This window comes from Shewanella sp. HL-SH5, assembly GCF_051163755.1.
GTDB classification, from domain to species: domain Bacteria; phylum Pseudomonadota; class Gammaproteobacteria; order Enterobacterales; family Shewanellaceae; genus Shewanella; species Shewanella glacialimarina.
The window spans coordinates 3,681,239-3,702,748 of record NZ_CP195038.1 but is presented as its reverse complement, the minus strand read 5'-3'; the positions used below and the strand labels follow the sequence as shown (position 1 = coordinate 3,702,748).

Genomic DNA, 21,510 nt, shown 5'->3' with positions numbered 1-21,510 from the left:
ATGCAGTAAAGAATTAAACAAGGAATAAAGCAATGCCAAAACTACGTTCAGCAACCAGTACCGAAGGTCGTAACATGGCTGGAGCTCGCGCACTTTGGCGCGCAACAGGCGTGAAAGAAACGGATTTTGGTAAGCCAATTATTGCCATCTCTAACTCATTTACTCAATTTGTGCCGGGTCATGTGCATTTAAAAGATATGGGCTCGTTAGTAGCAAGCGCTATTGAAGAAGCAGGCGGTATCGCCAAAGAATTTAACACCATCGCAGTAGATGATGGTATTGCCATGGGCCATGGCGGCATGCTTTATAGCCTGCCATCGCGTGAGTTAATTGCCGACAGCGTTGAATATATGGTCAATGCCCATTGTGCCGATGCGTTAGTGTGTATTTCAAACTGCGACAAAATCACCCCAGGCATGTTGATGGCTGCACTAAGATTAAATATCCCAGTGGTTTTTGTCTCTGGTGGCCCAATGGAAGCCGGCAAAACTAAGTTATCAGACAGAATCATTAAGCTTGACTTAGTCGATGCCATGGTTGCTGGCGCTGACACCAATGTTAGCGATGAAGACAGCAAACAAATTGAACGCAGTGCCTGTCCTACTTGTGGCTCGTGTTCGGGTATGTTTACCGCAAACTCAATGAACTGCCTAACTGAAGCGCTAGGGTTATCGTTACCGGGTAATGGCTCAATGTTGGCTACCCATGCAGATCGCCGTGAACTGTTTTTAGAAGCGGGTCGCCGAGTCATGAAGCTCGCCGAGCGTTATTACAAGCATGACGATGAAACTGCTTTACCACGTAATATCGCCTCATTTAAAGCGTTTGAAAACGCGACAACTTTAGATATAGCCATGGGTGGATCATCGAACACGGTATTGCATTTATTGGCCGCTGCGCATGAAGCGGAAGTTGATTTCACCATGGCCGATATTGACCGTATTTCACGTTTAGTGCCCCACCTTTGTAAAGTGGCGCCATCTACCCCTAAATATCATATGGAAGACGTTCACCGTGCGGGTGGCGTCATGGGTATTTTAGGTGAGTTAGACAGAGCAGGCCTATTGCATAATGACGTACCACATGTGGCTGCGGACAATGGCGGTGATTTAAAGTCTGTTTTAGCCAAATACGATATTAAACAAACCAATGACCCTGCCGTTATACGCTTCTTTAGTGCAGGACCTGCTGGTATTCCAACCCAAAAGGCCTTTAGCCAAGATTGTCGCTGGGACACTGTTGATGATGACCGTGAAAACGGCTGTATCCGTACGCGTGAATTCGCTTTCAGCCAAGAAGGCGGCTTAGCGGTATTGTCGGGTAATATCGCTGAAAAAGGCTGTATTGTGAAAACCGCAGGGGTTGATGATTCTAATTTGACCTTTGTGGGCAGCGCCCGTATTTATGAAAGCCAAGATGACGCTGTTGCGGGTATTCTAGGTGGTGAAGTGGTTGCCGGTGATGTGGTGGTTATTCGCTATGAAGGTCCTAAAGGTGGCCCAGGTATGCAGGAAATGCTGTACCCAACTACCTACCTTAAGTCTCGTGGGTTAGGTACCAAGTGTGCGTTAATTACCGATGGACGTTTCTCTGGCGGCACTTCAGGTTTATCGATTGGCCATATATCACCAGAAGCGGCTTCAGGTGGCACCATTGCTTTAATTGAAAATGGCGATCAAATTGCCATTGATATCCCTAATCGTAGTATCAAACTTAATGTCAGTGACCAAGCTTTAGCCGCGCGCCGTCAAGCAATGGACGCTAAAGGTGTATTAGGCTGGAAACCCATTGGCCGTGAACGTTACGTGTCATTGGCGCTGAAAGCATACGCACTATTGGCGACCAGTGCCGATCAAGGTGCTGTGCGCGATCGCAGTAAGTTAGAGGGATAGATTATGCAGCCCTTGGCATCATCAACTCAATTGGAACTAGCGCCCATGCCCTTAGCTCAGCAGTATTTGCAAAAGATTTTGCTGTCATCCGTTTATGATATTGCCGAGGTGACACCATTATCTGCGATGAAAAAATTGTCAGCCCGCTTAGGTTGCGATGTATTTCTTAAGCGTGAAGACATGCAACCAGTACACTCGTTTAAATTGCGCGGTGCTTATAATCGAATTGCACAGCTAACCTCTGAGCAATGCGCTTGTGGGGTCGTGTGTGCATCAGCTGGTAATCATGCCCAAGGTGTGGCTATGTCGGCCGCAAGTCGCGGCATTAATGCTGTTATCGTCATGCCAAACACAACGCCAGACATTAAAATCGATGCGGTAAAGCGTTTGGGCGGCACAGTCGTATTACACGGGCAAGCATTTGACCAAGCCAATGAATATGCTAAAGCGCTGTCAGAATCTGAAGGTCGAGTGTACATTGCCCCATTTGATGATGAAGCTGTCATCGCAGGACAGGGCACAATTGCCCAGGAAATGGTGCAACAACAACGCGGGCTTGATGTGGTGTTTGTACCTGTTGGTGGTGGCGGGTTAATTGCAGGTATTGCGGCGTATTATAAAGCGGTAATGCCACACGTAAAAATTATTGGTGTTGAGCCGGAAGATGCCGCGTGTTTAAAAGCGGCATTAGAAGCCGATGAGCCCGTTACATTAAGTCAGGTAGGTTTATTTGCCGATGGCGTAGCCGTTAAGCGCATTGGTGATGAGCCTTTTCGGGTTGCTCGAGAATATGTTGATCATGTGATTACAGTCACCTCGGATGAAATTTGCGCTGCAGTAAAAGATATTTTTGAGGACACCCGTGCGATAGCTGAGCCCGCTGGTGCGTTATCCATTGCCGGTTTGAAAAAGTATATGCTCGCGTATCAAAGTGACACGGATAAACCATTAAAAGTGGCGGCTATTTTAAGTGGCGCTAATGTTAATTTTCATAGCCTGCGTTATGTGTCTGAACGTTGTGAGTTAGGCGAGCAAAAAGAAGCGGTTTTAGCGGTAAAAGTGCCTGAACAACCTGGCAGCTTTTTGCGCTTTTGTGAGTTACTTGAAAAACGGGTCATGACCGAGTTTAACTATCGTTTCAGCAGCCGAGATATGGCGGTAGTCTTTGCCGGTATTCGCTTAAGTGGTGGTCAAAATGAGCTAAAAGGCATTATTGCCAAGCTAGAGTCAGAAGGCTTTGAAGTTCAAGACTTATCTCAAGACGAAACCGCAAAACTGCATGTGCGCTATATGGTTGGTGGTCACCCGTTAGAGCCATTAGAAGAGCGGTTATTCAGTTTTGAGTTCCCTGAGCATCCTGGCGCATTGTTGAAGTTTTTAACCACATTACAAAGTAAGTGGAATATCAGTTTATTTCACTATCGTAACCACGGCGCAGCCTTTGGTCGAGTGTTAGCGGGTTTTGAAGTGCCAGCAAAAGATGATGTTGCCTTTGGCCACTTTTTGACCGAGCTTGGCTTTGTTTATCAAGAAGAAACACACAGCCCCGCATATAAGTTATTTTTAAATTCCAGTAAATAATCTTTTAGCATTGGCTTCTTTTGCAAGCCAATGTGATAAGTTTACGTTAATGGCTAAAACGAGAACATACTCGTTGGCTGAGTACTATTTTTCTATGTAGGGTAAATTTTTTCAACTACTGCTATTTAATAAAATAGCTAGACCTAGTTAAGGAGACATTGATGTTGCCCGTACCGCAAATTGCTGCTTTTAACCCTCCACGTCGTATTTTGATGGGCCCAGGGCCGTCCGACGTTTATCCTGAAGTCTTGGCTGCACAAGCCAAGCCGACTATTGGTCATCTTGATCCGTTGTTCGTTAATATGATGGATGAGCTAAAACAACTGATCCAATATGCCTTTCAAACTAAGAATGAAATGACCCTAGCGGTATCTGCCCCAGGCAGTGCTGGCATGGAGACCTGTTTTGTCAACTTAGTTGAGCCAGGTGAAAAGGTCATTGTGTGCCGTAATGGGGTGTTTGGCGAACGTATGCGCCAAAACGTTGAACGTGTCGGCGGCGTAGCCGTGGTAGTTGATAATGCTTGGGGAGAACCTGTTTGTCCAGAAGCGGTTGAACAGGCATTAGTGGCCAACCCTGATGCAAAATTTTTAGCCTTTGTACATGCAGAAACATCGACTGGTGCCTTATCTGATGCGCAAACCCTGTGTACACTTGCGCAGCTCCATGGCTGTTTAACCATAGTGGATGCGGTGACATCATTAGGGGGTGTTGAGCTACGTGTGGATGAATGGGGTATTGATGCCATTTATTCCGGTAGCCAGAAGTGTCTATCATGTGTGCCCGGTTTATCGCCAGTATCGTTTTCAGATAAAGCCGTTGAAAAGCTTAAAAACCGTAAAACACTAGTACAAAGTTGGTTTTTAGATCAAACACTCGTTATGGGGTACTGGGGCAATAGTGCTGGCGGTAAGCGCAGCTATCATCACACAGCCCCCGTTAATGCACTTTATGCATTGCATGAGTCATTAAGGGTATTGGCGAATGAAGGGCTAGAAAATGCCTGGGCGCGTCACCACAATATGCATGTGATTTTACGCGACGGACTGACTAAGCTAGGGCTTAAGTTTGTTGTTGAAGAGGCATACCGACTACCTCAGCTTAATACCGTTTATATTCCTGAAGGTATTGATGATGGCGCGGTGCGCAAACAACTGCTAGAGCAATACAACCTAGAAATTGGCGCAGGATTAGGCGCATTAGCAGGAAAAGCCTGGCGTATCGGTTTGATGGGTTTTGGTGCAAGGGCTGAAAATGTGGCCCTATGCCTTAAAGCACTTGAAGATGTGATGAATTAATTTGTGATGCGGATAAACACAGGTGCCTATTGGTGCCTGTTTTTTTATGGCGACTTTATATGTTTCACGTTTATATTTATGAGCTATATTTGTTGAATGGTTGAGCTTGATCGTCATTCATTATTCACGCTATGCTTGCACTATAACTGGCACAAAAAATAATAAAAGGTAACACTTACCCTATGCTAGGTTCTCAAAGGCATTATTTCTCACTCGCTTTGACCTCTAGCGTATTACTGACGTGTCTAGCATCTATGCTTCAACTAGTCGTATCACAACCATTGTCTGCTACAGAGTTGAGGGTAGATAAAAAAATCATTATCGCGTCCCCTACAGCTCGCCCGCCTTATATATTACAAGATGAACAATCAGGTATTGAACTGGATATCATCCGTCAGGCATTTGCCAGTGAAGGCATAAAGGTTGAGTTTCAGTTTTCTTCCCGTAATCGCCAATTATTGCATTTTCAACAGAAAAAAGCGGATGCCATTATGACGGTAAATCAGCATACAGGTGTTGGAGGGTTCGCTTCAGATAATTATATTTCATACCACAATGTAGCGATTAGCTTAGCCAAAAATGACTTACGTATTACTAGCATTGACGATTTAAAACATTACAGCGTGGTGGCCTTTTTGAATGCCCAACACGTTATGGGCAACACTTTTAACAAAATGACCCAAAATAATCCCTCCTATTTGGAAGTGTCACCACAAGAAAAACAAAATAAAATGCTTTATAAAGAACGCATTGATATCGTGATAGCCGACCGGTACGTGTTCCAAGATTTAAACCGTGTGATCGCCAAAGATATCGATGTAACAGCAAGCTTGCATTATCACATGATATTTTCAGGACCGGATTATTATCTAAGCTTCCATGATGAGGCATTAAAAAACACGTTTAATCGTGGTTTAAAAACAATTCGAGCCAGTGGTGAGTATAAGCAGCTTGAACAACAATATTTTGTCGATGTAGAAACAAAATAGCATATTACTGATTATCCGCTAGGCTAACTCAATTCACTTGATTCACTTTACTTCAATTTAATCCAATCCAATGCGCTAGTACCTTGATAACATAATAGCGTCGACCAGCTATTTTTAGCTAATTCCCCCATAGCAAACCTAAACCATTAGATTAATCATTTGGTGTAATCGTCATTTTCAGCCCTTTAATAAGATTTTCCCCCTGCTTATAGATTATGTATTTTGTCTTAATTGTCAGCACGCTACTTTAATCACACAACCAGCGGTTCCTACCGTTGTAAAAAATAATTAATAGCTTAAAGAGGGCGCACCATGACTACTCATCAAAACGTTGCTTTAGTACAACAATTTAAAACTCAAAAATTCATTAACTACATCTTAGGCATTAGTCTCTTATCATTAGGAAGTTATGTTTTTTTAGATAAATTAGATAACAGCCCTAATAAGATGACGTTTGAAGAGATTTCTGTTGAACGTATTAATATTGTAGAGAAAAATGGCTTAAACCGAATGGTACTCTCAAACGCTGATAAAGCGCCTGGGGTTGATAAGTTTGGTAAGGAAGTATTTCGCTCTAATGAGCCTAGACCGGGTATGATTTTTTATAATGATGAGGGCACAGAAAATGGCGGTTTCATTTTCCGTGGTAAAAAAGACAATGGAGAGGTTAATCATGGGTTACACATGTCTTTTGATCGCTATAACCAAGACCAGACTATGATGATGCAGCATATTGAGCAAAAAGATTTTATGATCACCGGCTTAACCGTTATGGATAGACCTGATACCGATATGGACTTTGAATTGACCAAGGCATTTATTAAAGCGCAGTCAGAAGGAGATACTGCTAAATTAGCTGTCCTCGAGCAACAATATATAGAAGACAATAAAGGTGCAGTGCATCGTGCTTTTTACGGTACCTTAAATGGTAGCTCACAATTACGCTTAAATGATGCTCAGGGTAATAAGCGAATTCAACTGGTAGTGACTGAATCGGGTGAAGCAAAACTAGAGTTTTTAGACGACAAAGGCCAAGTGATTATGCGGTTGCCAGAAAATAACTAAACTCAAATGAATTTAAATAGAGTCAACATCATGAATAAACTTATTAATATTATTATTATCAGCCTTTTTTCGATATTTATGGTGTTGTACTCTGCACTTTTACAGGCCAAACCCGGTGAGGCCATTCAATGGCATTTTGATGCCCCAGTGTGGATGGCCATTCAATGTCTTATTGCGCAATGGCTTACTTTACGCTGGTTTAGCTTCTATCAAAACAGCAAACACATACTAAGTAATACACAATGCTATATACGAGTATTTTTACTCAGTAATGTCAGTTTTACCTTTGCCGTTACAGGGTTAATTGTCGCGCTTGAGTTTGCGATAGGTATTCAAGCAATTAATGTGGCTCATATCATATCGCTTTTGAGTATGCAGTTTATTTTGCATACCATAGTGGGTGGTTTTACCTTAGCATTCAAAGTGTTTGAAGATATAAAACAACAACATAGCGCGCTAGAACAAAGCGAAAAAGCGTTACTGCAAAGCCAAGTAAAAACATTACAGCAGCATATTGATCCACATTTTTTATTCAATAACCTCAATGTGTTGTCGGCATTGATACAACAAGACCCTGATGAAGCGGATGAATACCTTAATACCTTTAGCGATATTTACCGTTATATTTTACAGCATAAAGATCACTCTTTAGTACCGCTTGAACATGAACTGATTTTTGCAAAAAATTACATGTCATTAATATCAACACGGTTTGAAGGGGCTTACGTGCTTGAGATTATTCAAAAGCCTGGGGATAATTTACGCAGTCATATTTTACCCTGTGCTTTGCAACTCGCTATTGAAAATGTGATTAAGCATAATCAAGGCAATAAACTTGCCCCTACCAAGATTGAAATAACAATTGATGCTGATAAAGTCAGTATTGGTAATCAGATTAGTCAGAAAAGCTTTAAACCTGAGTCTACTCAATTAGGTCTGCAAAACTTACGCACACGCTGTGTGGCTATTTGTAACCAACCTTTAGAAGTTGAGCATACTGAACACTATTTCAGGCTCACTTTACCTTTATCTGTTCACAGGGAGTTTGCATGAGAGTGTTAGTGATTGAAGATGAGCCGTTGGCTGCCCAAAAACTCATTGGTTTTATTCATCGTTACTATCCCGAGGCTGAAATTGTTGCACAAATAGATAAAGTAGCCGATGTCATTACATTCTTTGATAATCAGCCACTGTTAGACCTTATTTTCTCTGACATTGAATTGTTAGATGGCCAGGTCTTTAACGCTCTTAATGCCCTTGATTTACCTTGCCCTGTTATATACACCACATCTTATGATCAACATTGGGGTGATGCTTTTCAAAATCAGGGGATTGAATATCTGCTCAAACCTTTTTCATATAAGCGTTTCTCTGCGGCTATGTTGAGCTATGAACAATTAAAGCATAACTTAACTCAGGTTCAGATAGGTCAGCCCAGTGTTGAACAGCCAATCTATAAAAGTCGCTTTTTATTCCGTAAATCACAAGTGGTCGAAATACTTAAAACCGATGACATAGTGTGTTTGCGCGCAGCGGCAGGGGTTATTTCTGCTTACGATAAACTCGGCCAGCATCATATGCTAACAGGCAACTCGATTACTGAACTTGAACAACAACTCGACCCTAAGCAGTTTTTCAGGCTCAACCGCAGCGATTTAATTAATTTGAATTATATTCAAGCATTCGAGAATTACGGCAAAGATACCGTCGCGGTAACAACGACAATATTAAAAGAACCACTTATCACCAGCAAAACTCGCACAGCACAATTTAAAAAATGGTTAGATGGTTGAGCATAATAGGTTAGTCATAGCGGTTTTAGTTGGTCATATTAGTGACATCACTCAATACAAAGGCTATATAAAACAAATGTTGTTATGAGATATTTTATGGGTGAAAAGACTAAAAGAATAAGGGACAACAAAAAAGAAGGTACATATGCGGATACATATACGCAAAAACGGGCTTATCATTGCTGATAAGCCCGTTTTCTTACAATTACTTAGACGTTGAGTCTTAGTTCATGCCATATTTTTTTAGCTTCTTACGTAAAGTACCACGGTTGATACCTAACATGTTCGCTGCGCGAGTTTGGTTGCCACGAGTGTGTTGCATGATAATGTCTAGTAAAGGTGCTTCAACTTCACTAAGTACCATTTCATACACTTCTGAAGCTTCCTGACCGTCTAACTGAGAGAAGAAGTTGGTTACGGCGCGTTTAACTGCGTCGCGTAATAACTGCGGCTTGATAGTGCCGTTTGCTGTTTCGATTTTGCCTACGGTAAGCTGGTGAACTTCTGTGTTAGTTGTCTGATCAAACATTCTATTCTGCTCTTTAATTAATTTTACACTAATTCTTCAAAATAACATTCCACAAAGGAATGCTGTTGGACAGCGGTTTCAAGCCTGTTGAAGTCAGCACGCCATTGACGTTGTTCTTCCTGGTTTAGGTACCATCCGATATGCTTTCTGGCAAAACGGACACCTTTGTACTCGCCATACAGATTATAAAGTTTATCAAGGTGTTCAAGCATCACAGTGCGTTGCTCTTCTGCCCCGATAGGCGCTAACTTTGTACCTGTTTCCAAGTAGTGCTGAATCTCTTTAAAAATCCAGGGCCTTCCTTGTGCACCTCTTCCTATCATCACCGCATCAGCACCCGTATAATCAAGCACAAATTTGGCTTTTTCGGGGCTGTTAATATCGCCATTGGCAACAACCGGAATCGAGATATTCTGTTTTATTGCTTTAATTGTGTCGTATTCGGCAAAGCCTTTATACATACATTGCTTTGTACGGCCATGAACCGCTAACGAAGCAATGCCACAATCTTGAGCAATTTGGGCTATTTGGATCCCGTTACGATTATCTGGGTCCCACCCTGTGCGAATTTTTAAGGTTACCGGAACATCCACTGCGCTAACCACGGCCTGTAAAATCTCTTTTACTAAGCAGGGGTTTTGCATCAATGCAGAACCAGCTAACTTTTTATTCACTTTTTTTGCTGGGCAACCCATATTAATATCAATGATATGCGCGCCTTGTTCAACGTTGAACTGAGCGGCATTAGCCATTAAATCAGGGTCTGCACCTGCAATTTGTACGGAGCGTATTCCTTCTTCGCCTGAATGCGCCATGCGCATGCGGCTTTTATCCGAGTCCCAAACATCAGGATTGGACGACAACATTTCAGATACTGCTAAGGCTGCGCCATAACGTAAACAAAGGTTGCGGAAGGCTTGATCGGTGACACCTGCCATTGGTGCCACGATCAGCTGGTTAGACAGTTGATAGGGGCCAATTCGCATTTGCTGATTTCACCTTGCTCTTCAAAGGGGCGCTATAGTAGCCCTTTTTGACCAGCTTGAAAAGGTCAATAAATGACCTAAATAAAACTTTTTTACTTGACTTTTGATCTCAGACAATTAATTGACTTAATATCTGCGGTTTAGGGGGATATATTTTTGTTTTTGAGCACTGATGGGGGTTGCAGCTAAGCAGTAGATAAGCTAGACGCGTGTAAAACAATTGTAACCCTTGTTATACGCGCGTCTGTTTGCTTAAATAGTAAACTATTTTTTTGTTCCGTTTAAGCGAGTCCAATCTTCTTTATGGCACGCTGGGTCCATATCAAACCATTGGCTATAGAAGTCAGATACATCTTGAGCCTGTTCGCGCAATAAACCTGACAGGGCTAGTTGACCACCGGTTTTTACTTTTTCAGCAATCAATGGGGCTAATTCTTTGAGCGGTCCCGCTAGAATATTGGCGACAAGCACATCAGCTTGTAAATTCTCTGGCTGATCTTCAGGTAAATAAAGTGATAATTTATCTGCTACATCATTTCGTTCAGCGTTAGCGGTAGAGGCGTCTATAGCTTGATAATCAATATCCACACCGGTGACTTTTTTGGCCCCGAGTTTGATAGCGGCAATCGCTAAAATACCTGAGCCACAACCAAAGTCGATAACTTCTTTATCAGCTAAATCTAAGCTGTCCAACCACTCAAGACATAATGCAGTTGTAGGGTGTGTACCTGTGCCAAATGCTAAGCCAGGATCTAAAATAACGTTAACCGCTTCTGGGTCAGGAATAGGGCGCCAACTTGGGCAAATCCATAAACGTTGACCAAATTGAATAGGGTGGAAACTGTCCATCCATTCACGTACCCAGTCTTTGTCTTCTACTTGTTCAATTTTATGGCTAAAACCAGCGCCTAAAAATGGCATAGATTCTAAAAATTCAATCGTGAGAGCTAAATCGGTGCCTGCATCAAATAACGCAACAACTACCGTATCTTGCCAAAGTGGAGTTTCACCTAATTTAGGTTCAAAAATTGGTTCGTCCTGGCCATCTTCATAGGTAATGGAAACAGAACCTTGATCCATTAATAAGTCGCCTAACATATCTGCATTGTCGCGATGGGTGTGAATGCGCAATTGGATCCAAGCCATGAAGTGTTCCTAATCTTTGATAAAAGTGGTGTTAATGGCGGCTATTATACCCAAACCATTTACAGATGCGCACCTTAGTATGGATTTTATCTTGTTAAGATTTTTGGAGTGATGTTGTGAGCGTGATGACGGTTAATTATCGCGACATGATCATTGTCATTGTTTGAAAGCGCAAATTCGTTTTGTTAATTAGCCAAGTCATTGGGTTTGTTTGAAATTTCAATCTTAAACACAGTGTGATCAGCCTCTAAGTCCGACATGATAATAAGTGAGCAAGATCACGGTTTGTTTTATCGCTAATGATGTTGTTTGAAAAGACTTGATATGGTCAAGGTACCTTATTGTGCCAGTACCGGATGTAACAATTTATGGAGTCTCAATCCTTGCCTGCAAAAAATAATAATGTGAGTGCTGCTAAGGGTTTTTCTCATCCAATTTGGGCTGCAAGAGCTGACAGTTTACAAAGTATATCCGGGGTGTTACTCGGGCTTTTTATTATTGCGCATTTACATTTTGAATCGAGCATTTTGCTGGGTAAAGAAGCTTTTTATCACGTTGTTCAGTTTCTTGAGGGTGGGATTTTCAGTGAAACGGGTCATGGTTATCCATTATTAACCCAGATATTTTCAGCGTTTATGTTAGTTGTGGTGATGATCCATGCCATTTTTGCCTTGCGCCGCTTTCCGACTCAAATTGGTCAATGGCGAGCATTACGGCAACAAATGCATTTTTTACCCCACGAAGATACCAAAATATGGTTCTGGCAAATGGTGACAGGTTTTTTATTGTTTTTCTTAGTGCCGGTGCATCTATTTACCATGATCATGAATCCTGAAATTGGCCCGCATTTATCTGCCGAGCGAGTTTATTACGATAATGTCTGGATTCTGTATATCTTACTTTTACCCGCCGTTGTAGTGCACGCCGTGTTTGGTTTATATCGTGTTTGCGTGAAGTGGGGATTAGTACAGCAACGTTTTGCCTTGCTTAAGTTTGCCAAGGTGCTGCTGGTATATTTGATGATTATTGGTATTGCCAGTTTAGTCGCTTACATTGTGATAGGGCGAACCCTTGAGTTGCCTGTTATCCCTTTTGTGCCAACTTAATAAGGAATAAACATGCAAATAATTTATACCGATACATTAGTGGTTGGTGCAGGTTTAGCCGGTTTAAGGGTTGCTATTGCGTCTAAAGAGCGCGGTCTTGATACATTAGTGCTGTCACTCATTCAAGCTAAACGCTCTCATTCAGCAGCAGCCCAGGGAGGGATGCAAGCTAGTTTGGGTAACACAATAAAAGGCATGGGCGATGATGAAGATGTGCATTTTGAAGACACAGTAAAAGGCTCTGACTGGGGCTGCGATCAAACCGTTGCCCGTATGTTTGCCCATTGTGCACCTAAAGCAGTACGTGAGTTAGCCAATTGGGGCGTACCTTGGACACGCATCACTAAAGGTGAACGCCAGGTGATAGTTAATGCACAGAAGGTCACTATTAATGAAGCCGAAGAGGCGCATGGGTTAATTAATGCCCGTGACTTTGGCGGCACCAAGAAATGGCGCACCTGTTATACCGCAGACGGGACTGGGCATTCATTGCTGTATGCGGTCGATAATAAAGCGATTTCGTTAGGCATTCCTGTACACGAACGCATGGAAGCGCTAAAGATTATTCATGATGGCAAGCGCTGCCAAGGTGTGATTGCTCGCTGTTTAATTACTGGCGAGGTTAGGGCGTATATTGCCAAATCAACCACGATAGCTACTGGGGGTTATGGTCGTATATATGAAGTGTCTACCAATGCGATTATTTGTGATGGGATAGGCCAAGCATTGGCGTTAGAAACTGGCGTGGCGACATTAGGTAACATGGAAGCGGTACAATTTCATCCTACTGCCATTGTGCCCGTAGGTATTTTAACCACAGAAGGCTGTCGCGGTGATGGCGGGTTATTGCGCGATAAAGACGGCTATCGTTTTATGCCAGATTATGAGCCTGAAAAGAAAGAATTAGCGTCACGTGATGTAGTGTCACGGCGGATGACTGAGCATATGCGTAAAGGCAAAGGTGTCGATAGCCCGTATGGCCCACATTTATGGTTGGATATTACCTTGTTAGGCCGCAAACACATTGAAACCAACTTGCGCGAAGTGAAAGAAATTTGTGAAAAATTTCTCGGTATAGACCCCACTAAAGATTGGATCCCCGTTAGGCCAACTCAGCATTATTCTATGGGCGGCATACGCACAACGCCTACAGGTGAAAGCCCGCAGTTATCAGGTTTATTTAGTGTGGGAGAGGCGGCGTGTTGGGATATGCATGGCTTTAATCGTTTAGGCGGGAATTCTCTAGCAGAAACCGTGGTTGGCGGGATGATTATTGGTAAATATGTTGCTGACTTTGGCGAGAAAAACAATCTGGTTATTGATACTGACCTCATTAATCGTTTCGGTGGTGAGTTAATTGATGAGATTAATGGTTTAGTGGATGGTGAAGGCACCGAAAATACCTTTGAACTTAAGCTGGCGATGCAAAAAATTATGATGGATTACGTCGGTATTTTCAGAAATGGCGATGAGTTACAACAAGCCGTAGATGAGTTAAGTCAGTTGCTTAAACGTTCACGCAATATCGGACTAAGGTGTAAAAAACGCCATGCTAACCCTGAGCTAGTAGAAGCATTACGCCTAAGGCGAATGCTAAAAGTGGCGCTAACTGTCGCTTGCGGTGCGAATGCGCGCACCGAAAGTCGTGGTGCTCACTCCCGTGAAGACTTTCCACAACGTAATGATAAAGACTGGCTAAACCGGACATTATCAACCTGGCCAGATGCCGATGCTTTAGCGCCAGTACTGAGTTATGAAGCGCTTGATGTGATGCAAATGGAACTGCCACCGGGCTATCGTGGCTATGGTGTAAACAATACGATTGCGCATCCCGATACCGAGAAGCGTCAGCAGCAAATAGACGCCATTCTTGCCAACTTAGGTATTGATGCTGACCGATATGCCAAGCAGGCAGCAATCATGCCATTCACCTTACCTGACGAGCTAATGCCGCTAAATCAGCGCTTATCAGACACATTAAATTGTGCTGTGGTCAGTGCAACAATGGTGGGAGATAAATAACATGAGCCAAGCTAGAACAATTCGTTTTTCAATTTTTAGATTTGATCCACAAGACCCTAACGACAAACCGAAAATGGTTAACTATGAAGTGACTGAAGCGCCCGGTATGACGGTGTTTATTGCGCTGAATATGCTTCGTGAGCAACAGGACCCTTCACTGCAATTTGACTTTGTCTGCCGCGCAGGCATTTGCGGCAGCTGCGCCATGGTGATTAACGGCAAGCCCACATTGGCTTGCCGCACTTTAACGGCCAATTACCCTAAAGGTGACATTATATTGATGCCATTACCTGGGTTTGAATTAATCGGCGATTTGTCAGTTAACACCGGTAAGTTTATGCGCGAGTTGGCCGAACGTTTACAGTTGTGGTTACAGCCAAATAATTTTGATAGTGATATTCATCGCATCGAAACACCCATGGATCCAGACGAAGCGGCCAAGTTATACGAACTCGACCGTTGTGTAGAGTGTGGTGTATGTGTGTCAGCCTGCGCCACCAAACAAATGCGTGAAACCTTTGTTGGCGCGGTGGGTATGATGAAAATTGCCCGCTTTGAATTAGATAGCCGCGATACCCGTACTGCGGATGATTTTTATCATGTTATCGGTAATCAAGATGGGGTATTTGGCTGTATGACTTTATTAGGCTGCCAAGATGCTTGCCCGAAAGATTTGCCTCATATGCAACAGATTGCTTACTTACGCCGTAAGATGGCGATAGCAAGCCCGAATAGGATTTTGTAGTGGATGTATTGATTAGCGATAAACTGAGTGATACAAAAATGCCGCTAACCTTTATTAGGGGGAGCGGCATTTTTATCAGATATAGAATGTATGTCTTAAGACTTAGCGCGTTTCATCGCGGTGAAGAATTCTTCATTTGTCTTAGTCATTGCAAGCTTATCGATTAAGAATTCCATTGCTGATACTTCATCCATTGGGTGAAGTATTTTACGTAAGATCCACATCTTCTGAAGTTCTTCAACTGTAGTCAGTTTCTCTTCGCGACGAGTACCGCTGCGGTTGAAATCAATCGCCGGGAACACGCGCTTTTCTGCTGCTTTACGAGAAAGGTGTAACTCTTGGTTACCTGTACCTTTAAACTCTTCGTAAATCACTTCATCCATTTTCGAACCAGTATCAACAAGTGCGGTAGCAATAATAGTTAAGCTGCCGCCGTGCTCGATGTTACGTGCTGCACCGAAGAAACGCTTTGGACGGTGTAGTGCGTTAGCATCAACACCACCGGTAAGCACTTTACCTGATGATGGAATAACTGTGTTGTATGCACGGGCTAAACGAGTGATAGAGTCTAGTAAAATCACTACGTCTTTTTTGTGTTCAACTAAACGCTTGGCTTTTTCAAGTACCATTTCGGCAACTTGAACGTGACGGCTTGCTGGCTCATCAAAGGTAGAAGCAATAACTTCGCCTTTGACCATGCGCTGCATTTCGGTCACTTCTTCTGGGCGTTCGTCAATCAGTAATACCATTAACACCACATCAGGGTTGTTATAAGTAATACTTTGGGCGATGTTTTGAAGTAATAATGTTTTACCCGCTTTTGGCGGCGCAACAATCAAACCACGTTGACCTTTACCGATAGGAGAACATAGATCAAGAATGCGTGAGGTAATATCTTCTGTTGAACCATTACCGCGTTCCATACGAAGACGTTCTTCAGCATGAAGTGGGGTTAAGTTTTCAAACAAAATTTTGTTACGTGAGCTTTCTGGCTTATCGAAGTTAACTTCAGATACTTTTAGCAGGGCAAAATATCTTTCACCTTCTTTAGGCGGACGTATCTTACCAAAAATGGAGTCACCAGTACGCATATTGAAGCGGCGAATTTGGCTAGGTGAAACATAGATATCGTCAGGGCCGGCTAAGTATGAGCCATCTGAACTTCTTAAAAATCCAAAACCGTCTTGGAGGATTTCTAATACACCTCCACCGAAGATATCTTCTCCGCTTTTGGCATGTGATTTTAAAATCGAGAAGATAATATCTTGCTTACGGGCGCGAGCCATATTTTCTAGTTTCATGCTTTCAGCAAGTGAAACAAGATCTGAAATCGGCGTGTCTTTTAATTCTGTTAAATTCATGTATGGGAGTCTTGTGTTACGCGACAAAGCTTACCGCAATCAATCAGTAGGGGTATTGAACAGAGTTTATGACTGAAAAGCGAGAAAAGGTTAAATTGAAAAAATCTGAGGTAAATTTATCACCATATTAGGCTGACGTCCAGAATTTTAGGTACAAAAATGGCACAAATTGTATAAAACTTGTGCCATTTCGCAATTAGACTCTAAATGAGATTAGATTTGAGCGTCAATAAACTCTTTTAATTGCGTTTTAGACAGCGCACCAACTTTGGTTGCAGCCAACTCGCCACCTTTAAACATAAGCAAGGTTGGAATGCCACGAACGCCAAACTTTGCAGGTGTAATGCTGTTTTGGTCAACGTTCATTTTGGCAACAGTAACTCTACCTGCATACTCTTCTGCTACGTCATCTAAGATTGGCGCGATCATTTTACAAGGTCCACACCACTCAGCCCAGAAATCGACTAACACAGGAGTGTCAGACTTTAATACGTCGTTTTCGAAGCTGTCGTCGCTTAGGTATACTATTTTGTCGCTCATGTTGTTCTCCAGATTTGGTTCCATTGCTAGTTTATTAATGGCTTACCATGTATATTGGGTTAGTTGAAAAGCTTTTCAAGTGACCGTGTAAATATCCGCAATTTTTATATTTGCCATTATACGCAGAGCATCATCCGCTGTTAAATAGTTAAGGTGATTTTTTTTAAGCTTCTCAGTGCCCAGTCTTTTTTATAACCATTTGATAATTAATTATTTATCAATAAAGAAGCCTGTGCAGTGAGGTGCTTTGAACTCTGCATATATAATATGAACGGATAAACAATGTAGCTATTTCAAACTATCGTATCTTTTTTTGCAACCCCAACTAGTATGCTGGTGCCATGAGCCAAACACATTTATCTACCAAAAAGTTCGCTGACTTTCCGCTGCAAGATGCAGTTTTATCAGCCTTAAACGAGAACGGCTTTGAATTTTGTACCCCAATCCAAGCCTTATCATTACCTATTTTACTAAACACTAAAGATATCGCCGGCCAAGCCCAAACGGGCACAGGCAAAACCATGGCGTTCTTAGTAGCAACTTTTAATCACTTACTCACATCTGCTGCCCCAGAAGGGCGCAAAAATACTGAACCACGTGCCATTATCATGGCTCCAACTCGCGAATTAGCGATTCAAATAGCTAAAGATGCCAATTTACTGGCTAAACATACTGGCTTAAAAGTTGGGATTGTTTATGGCGGTGAAAGCTATGAAACACAGCGTGAAGTATTAGATAAAGGCGTTGATATTTTAATTGGTACCACAGGTCGAATTATTGATTATGTTCGCCAAGGTGTCATTAGCCTGAATCATATTCAAGCCGTGGTATTAGATGAAGCCGATCGTATGTTCGATTTAGGCTTTATTAAAGATATTCGTTTCTTATTTCGTCGTATGCCAGACGCTAAAGCGCGTTTGAACATGTTATTTTCTGCCACACTTTCAATGAAAGTGCAGGAATTAGCCTATGATCATATGAATGACCCTGAGAAAGTGGAAATCGAACCACTTGAAAAAACCTCTAAAAACATCAAAGAAGAAATTTTTTATCCTTCAATGGAAGATAAAATGCGCTTATTGCTTACTTTGATTGAAGAAGACTGGCCAGAAAAAGCGATTGTGTTCTCTAACACTAAACACAGCTGTGAAAAACTATGGTCATACCTTGAAGGTGATGGACATCGTGTTGGGTTACTGACAGGCGATGTACCACAAAAGAAACGTATTCGTATTCTTGAACAGTTTACCTGCGGTGATTTAGATATTTTAGTCGCCACAGATGTAGCAGCCCGTGGTTTACATATCTCTGATGTATCGCATGTTTATAACTATGACTTACCTGATGATTGTGAAGATTATGTACACCGTATAGGCCGTACTGGTCGAGCTGGCGCTAAAGGTATTTCAATCAGTTTTGCCTGTGAAGAATATGCATTAAATTTACCAGGTATTGAAACCTATATTACCCACGCTATTCCTGTATCTGATTATGACCGTGATGCATTACTGGATGATATTCCTCCGCCAGTGCGTATTCATCGTAAACACCCTACTACCCGTACCCGTGATGGTGCAAGTAAAGGTGCTCATCGAAGTGGAAGCAGTAATACACCATCGCGTCATCGGACTCGCAGACCGACGTAAATGCCTCAATTATCATCCTTACCTGCATACGCAGCCATCACATTAGGCTCTAATAGCTTTAATATGTTGGTTGCGGTGACTGTGGCTGGTAAGCCACAGATTATTGCCAAGTATAAGCGCAAAGTGCGTTTGGCAGAGGGTATTGGTGATGATGGTTATTTGTCGCATGAGGTGATGCAACGGGGGTTAGATTGTTTAGCTCTGTTTGCAGATATGCTAAAAAAACATCGTGTTAATCAGCATGATGTTGCAGTAATCGCTACCGCCACATTGCGTGTTATTGCTAATGCAGATGAGTTTAAGCAGCAGGCTTTACCTATATTAGGCCATCCGATAGAGGTTATTTCAGGTTTACGTGAAGCTGAATTAATTTATCAAGGTATGGTGGCAACTACTACAGGCATAGAAAAACGCCTCGTGATTGATATTGGTGGTGCCAGTACCGAGTTTATTGTCGGTAAGGGCCGTAAAGTGTTATTTAAAACCAGCGTACCCATGGGCGGGGTGGTTTTTAATCAACAATTTTTCAATGCTACGCCTTTTCAAATGCTTGATTTTTCCCAAGCAAAAGATGCCGTTAAAAATATTTTATCAGAACACATGCAGTCTCTGACTAACTTAGGCTGGGACAAGGCTGTGGGTGCATCAGGAGTTGTGCAATCTGTTGTGTCGGTATTGCAACATAGGCAAGTGTCTGAAGTGATCACCTTAACTGTGCTGCAATCATTACGTGATGAGATTTTAGCTCAGTCAGATTTGCTTCTATCCGATATTGAAGGATTAACGGCAGAACAAGCACCCACTTTTGCATCTGGTGTCGCCATCCTGTTGGCATTGTTTGAATTATTATCAATTAAGCAATTACATCTAGCGGGCGGCGCATTACGTGAAGGCGTATTGCAAGTGCTGGCGGATAAGCAACGCGTACCTAATACATGAGTTACTAGGCCATCAGCGCTAAGCTCAACCGATAGAACAATAAAAATAGGTCGCATAATGCGACCTATTTTTTGCCATTTAGCGAGAACTCATTATTTCAAAATGTTTACTAAGTCGGCTTCAAGTGACACTTCTGGACGCTCTACAATACGGCCGATTTCATGACTTTTTTGCTCAATAATAAAGGTAGGAATACGCGTGAAATCATATTTAGCTGCTAGCCCTTCAGGGTCAAGCTTGCTGCGGTCAACTCCTATATAGGTCACTTTAAGGTTTGGGTTGGCAGCTGCTTCGATTAAACGCATAAAGCGGGGTGTTTCACGGTGGCAATCCGGGCACCAGGTACCAATAATAACGACTATGTCAGTGGGTTCTGATACTTGCTTTAATGCCGCTATTTGCGCCTCATCAACCCCGTAATCTTGGTACTCAGCAGCATAGCCTGGTAAATCTTTTGCAAGTGTTTCAGTTGTAACAATACCGGTAATGATCACTTCTTCTTTCTCCTCACTGCAAGTTGCGTTAAACCCTTGCGACTCTTTTTCAAATCCACAACCACTGTTGGCGAAAACGGGAGCCACTAATGCTTGGCTGCTGAAAATAAGTGCGCTGGTGGCGAATAATGTCTTAATGCTATTGTGCATGATAAAGCCTCTGTGCAGAAGGAAATAGTGCGAGGGATATTCAAACATGAGTTGATTTAGCTGTTAAGTCATAACCATGCTGGATGTTAACTTAGTCACTAAATTAATGGGTTAAATGCTCAAAATGAGACTTAAAGCATATTCGCATAGCAGTGAATAGACAATAAAAAAGCCCAGAATATCTGGGCTTATCAAAGGTGATAAAATCTATTTGTCGTCTTTTAACCACTGAGCCGCACGTTTAGCAAAGTAAGTTAATATCCCATCAGCACCAGCACGTTTAAAGCAAAGTAATGACTCCATTACGATGGCTTTTTCCGCTAACCAACCATTTTGAATTGCGGCCATATGCATGGCATATTCACCACTGACTTGGTAGGCGAAAGTGGGTACCGCTAACTCTGTTTTAACACGATAGACGATATCAAGGTAAGGCATGCCAGGTTTCACCATCACCATGTCAGCACCTTCTTGAATATCTAAAGCAACTTCGTGCAATGCTTCATCACTGTTAGCAGGATCCATTTGGTAGCTATGCTTATTGCCACCCTTTAGATTACCAGCAGAGCCAACCGCATCACGGAAAGGACCATAATAATTAGAAGAATATTTTGCAGAGTAAGCCATTATTTGGGTATTAACATGACCAGCCGCTTCTAACGCTTTACGGATCTCACCAATACGGCCATCCATCATGTCAGACGGCGCGACAATATCAGCACCTGCTGCAGCATGTGATAGAGCCTGTTTGACTAAAATTTCAGTTGTGATGTCATTTAAAATATACCCTGTGTCATCAATTATGCCGTCTTGACCATGGGTGGTGAACGGATCTAATGCGATGTCTGTCATCACACCCAGTTGCGGGAAAGCTTTTTTTAACTCGCGAACAGCGCGCTGCACAAGTCCATCATCATTGTAAGCTTCCTCTGCCATTAATGATTTTTTCTCAGCAGGCGTTACTGGAAATAAAGCAATTAACGGAATGCCTAGCTCAACTAACTCAGCGGCTTCTTTTAATAATAAATCGATAGAGAAGCGTTCAACACCTGGCATTGAAGCCACTTTTTCGCTGCGCTGCGTTCCCTCTAGAATAAACATCGGATAAATTAAATCATTTACGGTCAGCTGGTTCTCGGCCATTAAGCGACGACTAAATTCATGTTTACGCATGCGGCGCATTCTGCGCTGAGGAAAAGCACTAGTAATAATATTCACATTCTACTCC

The 21,510-nt window shown here is 42.4% G+C and carries 19 protein-coding genes; 12 read left to right on the top strand and 7 right to left on the bottom strand.

The genetic code is table 11. From position 1 onward, the window contains the following. Nucleotides 1–32 precede the first annotated feature (32 nt). From ilvD to ACRWQM_RS16180, 7 genes are all read left to right on the top strand, one after another. Nucleotides 33–1,892: a dihydroxy-acid dehydratase gene (gene ilvD / locus ACRWQM_RS16210; RefSeq protein ID WP_434930631.1), complete on the top strand. Its 1,860-nt coding sequence runs from the start codon at nt 33–35 to the stop codon at nt 1,890–1,892. A 3-nt stretch (nt 1,893–1,895) separates the two neighbouring features. Then, complete coding sequence (ilvA, locus tag ACRWQM_RS16205) at nt 1,896–3,473, top strand: threonine ammonia-lyase, biosynthetic (RefSeq protein ID WP_434930630.1); 1,578 nt, start codon at nt 1,896–1,898, stop codon at nt 3,471–3,473. A gap of 161 nt (nt 3,474–3,634) precedes the next feature. Continuing rightward, the gene (locus tag ACRWQM_RS16200; protein ID WP_434928021.1) at nt 3,635–4,771 is read left to right on the top strand and encodes a pyridoxal-phosphate-dependent aminotransferase family protein; all 1,137 of its coding nucleotides are present in this window, start codon (nt 3,635–3,637) and stop codon (nt 4,769–4,771) included. Between the two features lie 182 nt (nt 4,772–4,953). Beyond that, on the top strand, nt 4,954–5,760 hold the full coding sequence (locus ACRWQM_RS16195; protein WP_434930629.1) for a substrate-binding periplasmic protein: 807 nt from the start codon (nt 4,954–4,956) through the stop codon (nt 5,758–5,760). A gap of 312 nt (nt 5,761–6,072) precedes the next feature. Further along, nucleotides 6,073–6,825: a hypothetical protein gene (locus ACRWQM_RS16190; RefSeq protein WP_434930628.1), complete on the top strand. Its 753-nt coding sequence runs from the start codon at nt 6,073–6,075 to the stop codon at nt 6,823–6,825. A 30-nt stretch (nt 6,826–6,855) separates the two neighbouring features. After that, nucleotides 6,856–7,878, top strand: a complete 1,023-nt coding sequence (locus ACRWQM_RS16185) for a sensor histidine kinase (protein WP_434930627.1) — start codon at nt 6,856–6,858, stop codon at nt 7,876–7,878. Then, nucleotides 7,875–8,618, top strand: a complete 744-nt coding sequence (locus ACRWQM_RS16180) for a LytR/AlgR family response regulator transcription factor (protein WP_434930626.1) — start codon at nt 7,875–7,877, stop codon at nt 8,616–8,618. The genes ACRWQM_RS16185 and ACRWQM_RS16180 overlap by 4 nt, the downstream gene beginning before the upstream one ends. 223 nt (nt 8,619–8,841) lie before the next feature. Here ACRWQM_RS16180 and fis read toward each other — a convergent pair whose 3' ends face one another. The 3 genes from fis to prmA form a co-directional block, all read right to left on the bottom strand. Further along, on the bottom strand, nt 8,842–9,147 hold the full coding sequence (gene fis, locus ACRWQM_RS16175) for a DNA-binding transcriptional regulator Fis (protein ID WP_011494902.1): 306 nt from the start codon (nt 9,145–9,147) through the stop codon (nt 8,842–8,844). Nucleotides 9,148–9,170: 23 nt separating this feature from the next. Next, nucleotides 9,171–10,133 (bottom strand): tRNA dihydrouridine synthase DusB, encoded by a 963-nt coding sequence (dusB, locus tag ACRWQM_RS16170; protein ID WP_226411578.1) that lies wholly within the window; start codon nt 10,131–10,133, stop codon nt 9,171–9,173. 264 nt (nt 10,134–10,397) lie between these two features. Beyond that, the gene (prmA, locus tag ACRWQM_RS16165) at nt 10,398–11,279 is read right to left on the bottom strand and encodes a 50S ribosomal protein L11 methyltransferase (RefSeq protein ID WP_434930625.1); all 882 of its coding nucleotides are present in this window, start codon (nt 11,277–11,279) and stop codon (nt 10,398–10,400) included. A 368-nt stretch (nt 11,280–11,647) separates the two neighbouring features. Between prmA and ACRWQM_RS16160 the strand changes: the two genes are divergently transcribed. Genes ACRWQM_RS16160 through ACRWQM_RS16150 form a run of 3 tightly spaced genes read left to right on the top strand, consistent with a single transcriptional unit; the run spans nt 11,648 to nt 15,152 of the window. Further along, nucleotides 11,648–12,385, top strand: coding sequence for a fumarate reductase cytochrome b subunit (locus ACRWQM_RS16160; protein WP_434930624.1), 738 nt, complete (start codon nt 11,648–11,650; stop codon nt 12,383–12,385). Between the two features lie 12 nt (nt 12,386–12,397). Beyond that, the gene (locus tag ACRWQM_RS16155) at nt 12,398–14,407 is read left to right on the top strand and encodes a fumarate reductase flavoprotein subunit (RefSeq protein WP_434930623.1); all 2,010 of its coding nucleotides are present in this window, start codon (nt 12,398–12,400) and stop codon (nt 14,405–14,407) included. 1 nt (nt 14,408) lies between these two features. Next, nucleotides 14,409–15,152 carry a fumarate reductase iron-sulfur subunit gene (locus tag ACRWQM_RS16150; RefSeq protein WP_434928030.1) on the top strand — a complete coding sequence of 248 codons (744 nt, stop codon included), beginning with the start codon at nt 14,409–14,411 and terminating at the stop codon, nt 15,150–15,152. A gap of 95 nt (nt 15,153–15,247) precedes the next feature. Here the strand turns inward: ACRWQM_RS16150 and rho are convergent, their stop codons facing one another. Continuing rightward, nucleotides 15,248–16,513, bottom strand: a complete 1,266-nt coding sequence (gene rho, locus ACRWQM_RS16145) for a transcription termination factor Rho (protein ID WP_226411573.1) — start codon at nt 16,511–16,513, stop codon at nt 15,248–15,250. A 213-nt stretch (nt 16,514–16,726) separates the two neighbouring features. Continuing rightward, the gene (gene trxA / locus ACRWQM_RS16140; RefSeq protein ID WP_226411572.1) at nt 16,727–17,053 is read right to left on the bottom strand and encodes a thioredoxin TrxA; all 327 of its coding nucleotides are present in this window, start codon (nt 17,051–17,053) and stop codon (nt 16,727–16,729) included. A 341-nt stretch (nt 17,054–17,394) separates the two neighbouring features. On the opposite strand from trxA, the gene rhlB reads away from it, so the two are divergent. Next, entirely contained in the window at nt 17,395–18,699 is a 1,305-nt protein-coding gene (gene rhlB, locus ACRWQM_RS16135; protein WP_226411570.1) for an ATP-dependent RNA helicase RhlB, read from the top strand. After that, complete coding sequence (locus ACRWQM_RS16130) at nt 18,700–19,638, top strand: Ppx/GppA phosphatase family protein (protein ID WP_434928040.1); 939 nt, start codon at nt 18,700–18,702, stop codon at nt 19,636–19,638. 92 nt (nt 19,639–19,730) lie between these two features. Here the strand turns inward: ACRWQM_RS16130 and ACRWQM_RS16125 are convergent, their stop codons facing one another. Next, nucleotides 19,731–20,282 (bottom strand): thioredoxin family protein, encoded by a 552-nt coding sequence (locus ACRWQM_RS16125; protein WP_434930622.1) that lies wholly within the window; start codon nt 20,280–20,282, stop codon nt 19,731–19,733. Between the two features lie 207 nt (nt 20,283–20,489). Next, nucleotides 20,490–21,500, bottom strand: coding sequence for a porphobilinogen synthase (gene hemB, locus ACRWQM_RS16120; RefSeq protein ID WP_434928043.1), 1,011 nt, complete (start codon nt 21,498–21,500; stop codon nt 20,490–20,492). Between the last annotated feature and the right edge of the window lie 10 nt (nt 21,501–21,510).

What these genes read in the sequence shown, in the direction of transcription:
- ilvD (WP_434930631.1), top strand. Translation starts at nt 33, where the DNA reads ATGCCAAAACTACGTTCAGCAACCAGTACCGAAGGTCGTAACATGGCT.
- ilvA (WP_434930630.1), top strand. Translation starts at nt 1,896, where the DNA reads ATGCAGCCCTTGGCATCATCAACTCAATTGGAACTAGCGCCCATGCCC.
- ACRWQM_RS16200 (WP_434928021.1), top strand. Translation starts at nt 3,635, where the DNA reads ATGTTGCCCGTACCGCAAATTGCTGCTTTTAACCCTCCACGTCGTATT.
- ACRWQM_RS16195 (WP_434930629.1), top strand. Translation starts at nt 4,954, where the DNA reads ATGCTAGGTTCTCAAAGGCATTATTTCTCACTCGCTTTGACCTCTAGC.
- ACRWQM_RS16190 (WP_434930628.1), top strand. Translation starts at nt 6,073, where the DNA reads ATGACTACTCATCAAAACGTTGCTTTAGTACAACAATTTAAAACTCAA.
- ACRWQM_RS16185 (WP_434930627.1), top strand. Translation starts at nt 6,856, where the DNA reads ATGAATAAACTTATTAATATTATTATTATCAGCCTTTTTTCGATATTT.
- ACRWQM_RS16180 (WP_434930626.1), top strand. Translation starts at nt 7,875, where the DNA reads ATGAGAGTGTTAGTGATTGAAGATGAGCCGTTGGCTGCCCAAAAACTC.
- fis (WP_011494902.1), bottom strand. Translation starts at nt 9,147, where the DNA reads ATGTTTGATCAGACAACTAACACAGAAGTTCACCAGCTTACCGTAGGC.
- dusB (WP_226411578.1), bottom strand. Translation starts at nt 10,133, where the DNA reads ATGCGAATTGGCCCCTATCAACTGTCTAACCAGCTGATCGTGGCACCA.
- prmA (WP_434930625.1), bottom strand. Translation starts at nt 11,279, where the DNA reads ATGGCTTGGATCCAATTGCGCATTCACACCCATCGCGACAATGCAGAT.
- ACRWQM_RS16160 (WP_434930624.1), top strand. Translation starts at nt 11,648, where the DNA reads ATGGAGTCTCAATCCTTGCCTGCAAAAAATAATAATGTGAGTGCTGCT.
- ACRWQM_RS16155 (WP_434930623.1), top strand. Translation starts at nt 12,398, where the DNA reads ATGCAAATAATTTATACCGATACATTAGTGGTTGGTGCAGGTTTAGCC.
- ACRWQM_RS16150 (WP_434928030.1), top strand. Translation starts at nt 14,409, where the DNA reads ATGAGCCAAGCTAGAACAATTCGTTTTTCAATTTTTAGATTTGATCCA.
- rho (WP_226411573.1), bottom strand. Translation starts at nt 16,513, where the DNA reads ATGAATTTAACAGAATTAAAAGACACGCCGATTTCAGATCTTGTTTCA.
- trxA (WP_226411572.1), bottom strand. Translation starts at nt 17,053, where the DNA reads ATGAGCGACAAAATAGTATACCTAAGCGACGACAGCTTCGAAAACGAC.
- rhlB (WP_226411570.1), top strand. Translation starts at nt 17,395, where the DNA reads ATGAGCCAAACACATTTATCTACCAAAAAGTTCGCTGACTTTCCGCTG.
- ACRWQM_RS16130 (WP_434928040.1), top strand. Translation starts at nt 18,700, where the DNA reads ATGCCTCAATTATCATCCTTACCTGCATACGCAGCCATCACATTAGGC.
- ACRWQM_RS16125 (WP_434930622.1), bottom strand. Translation starts at nt 20,282, where the DNA reads ATGCACAATAGCATTAAGACATTATTCGCCACCAGCGCACTTATTTTC.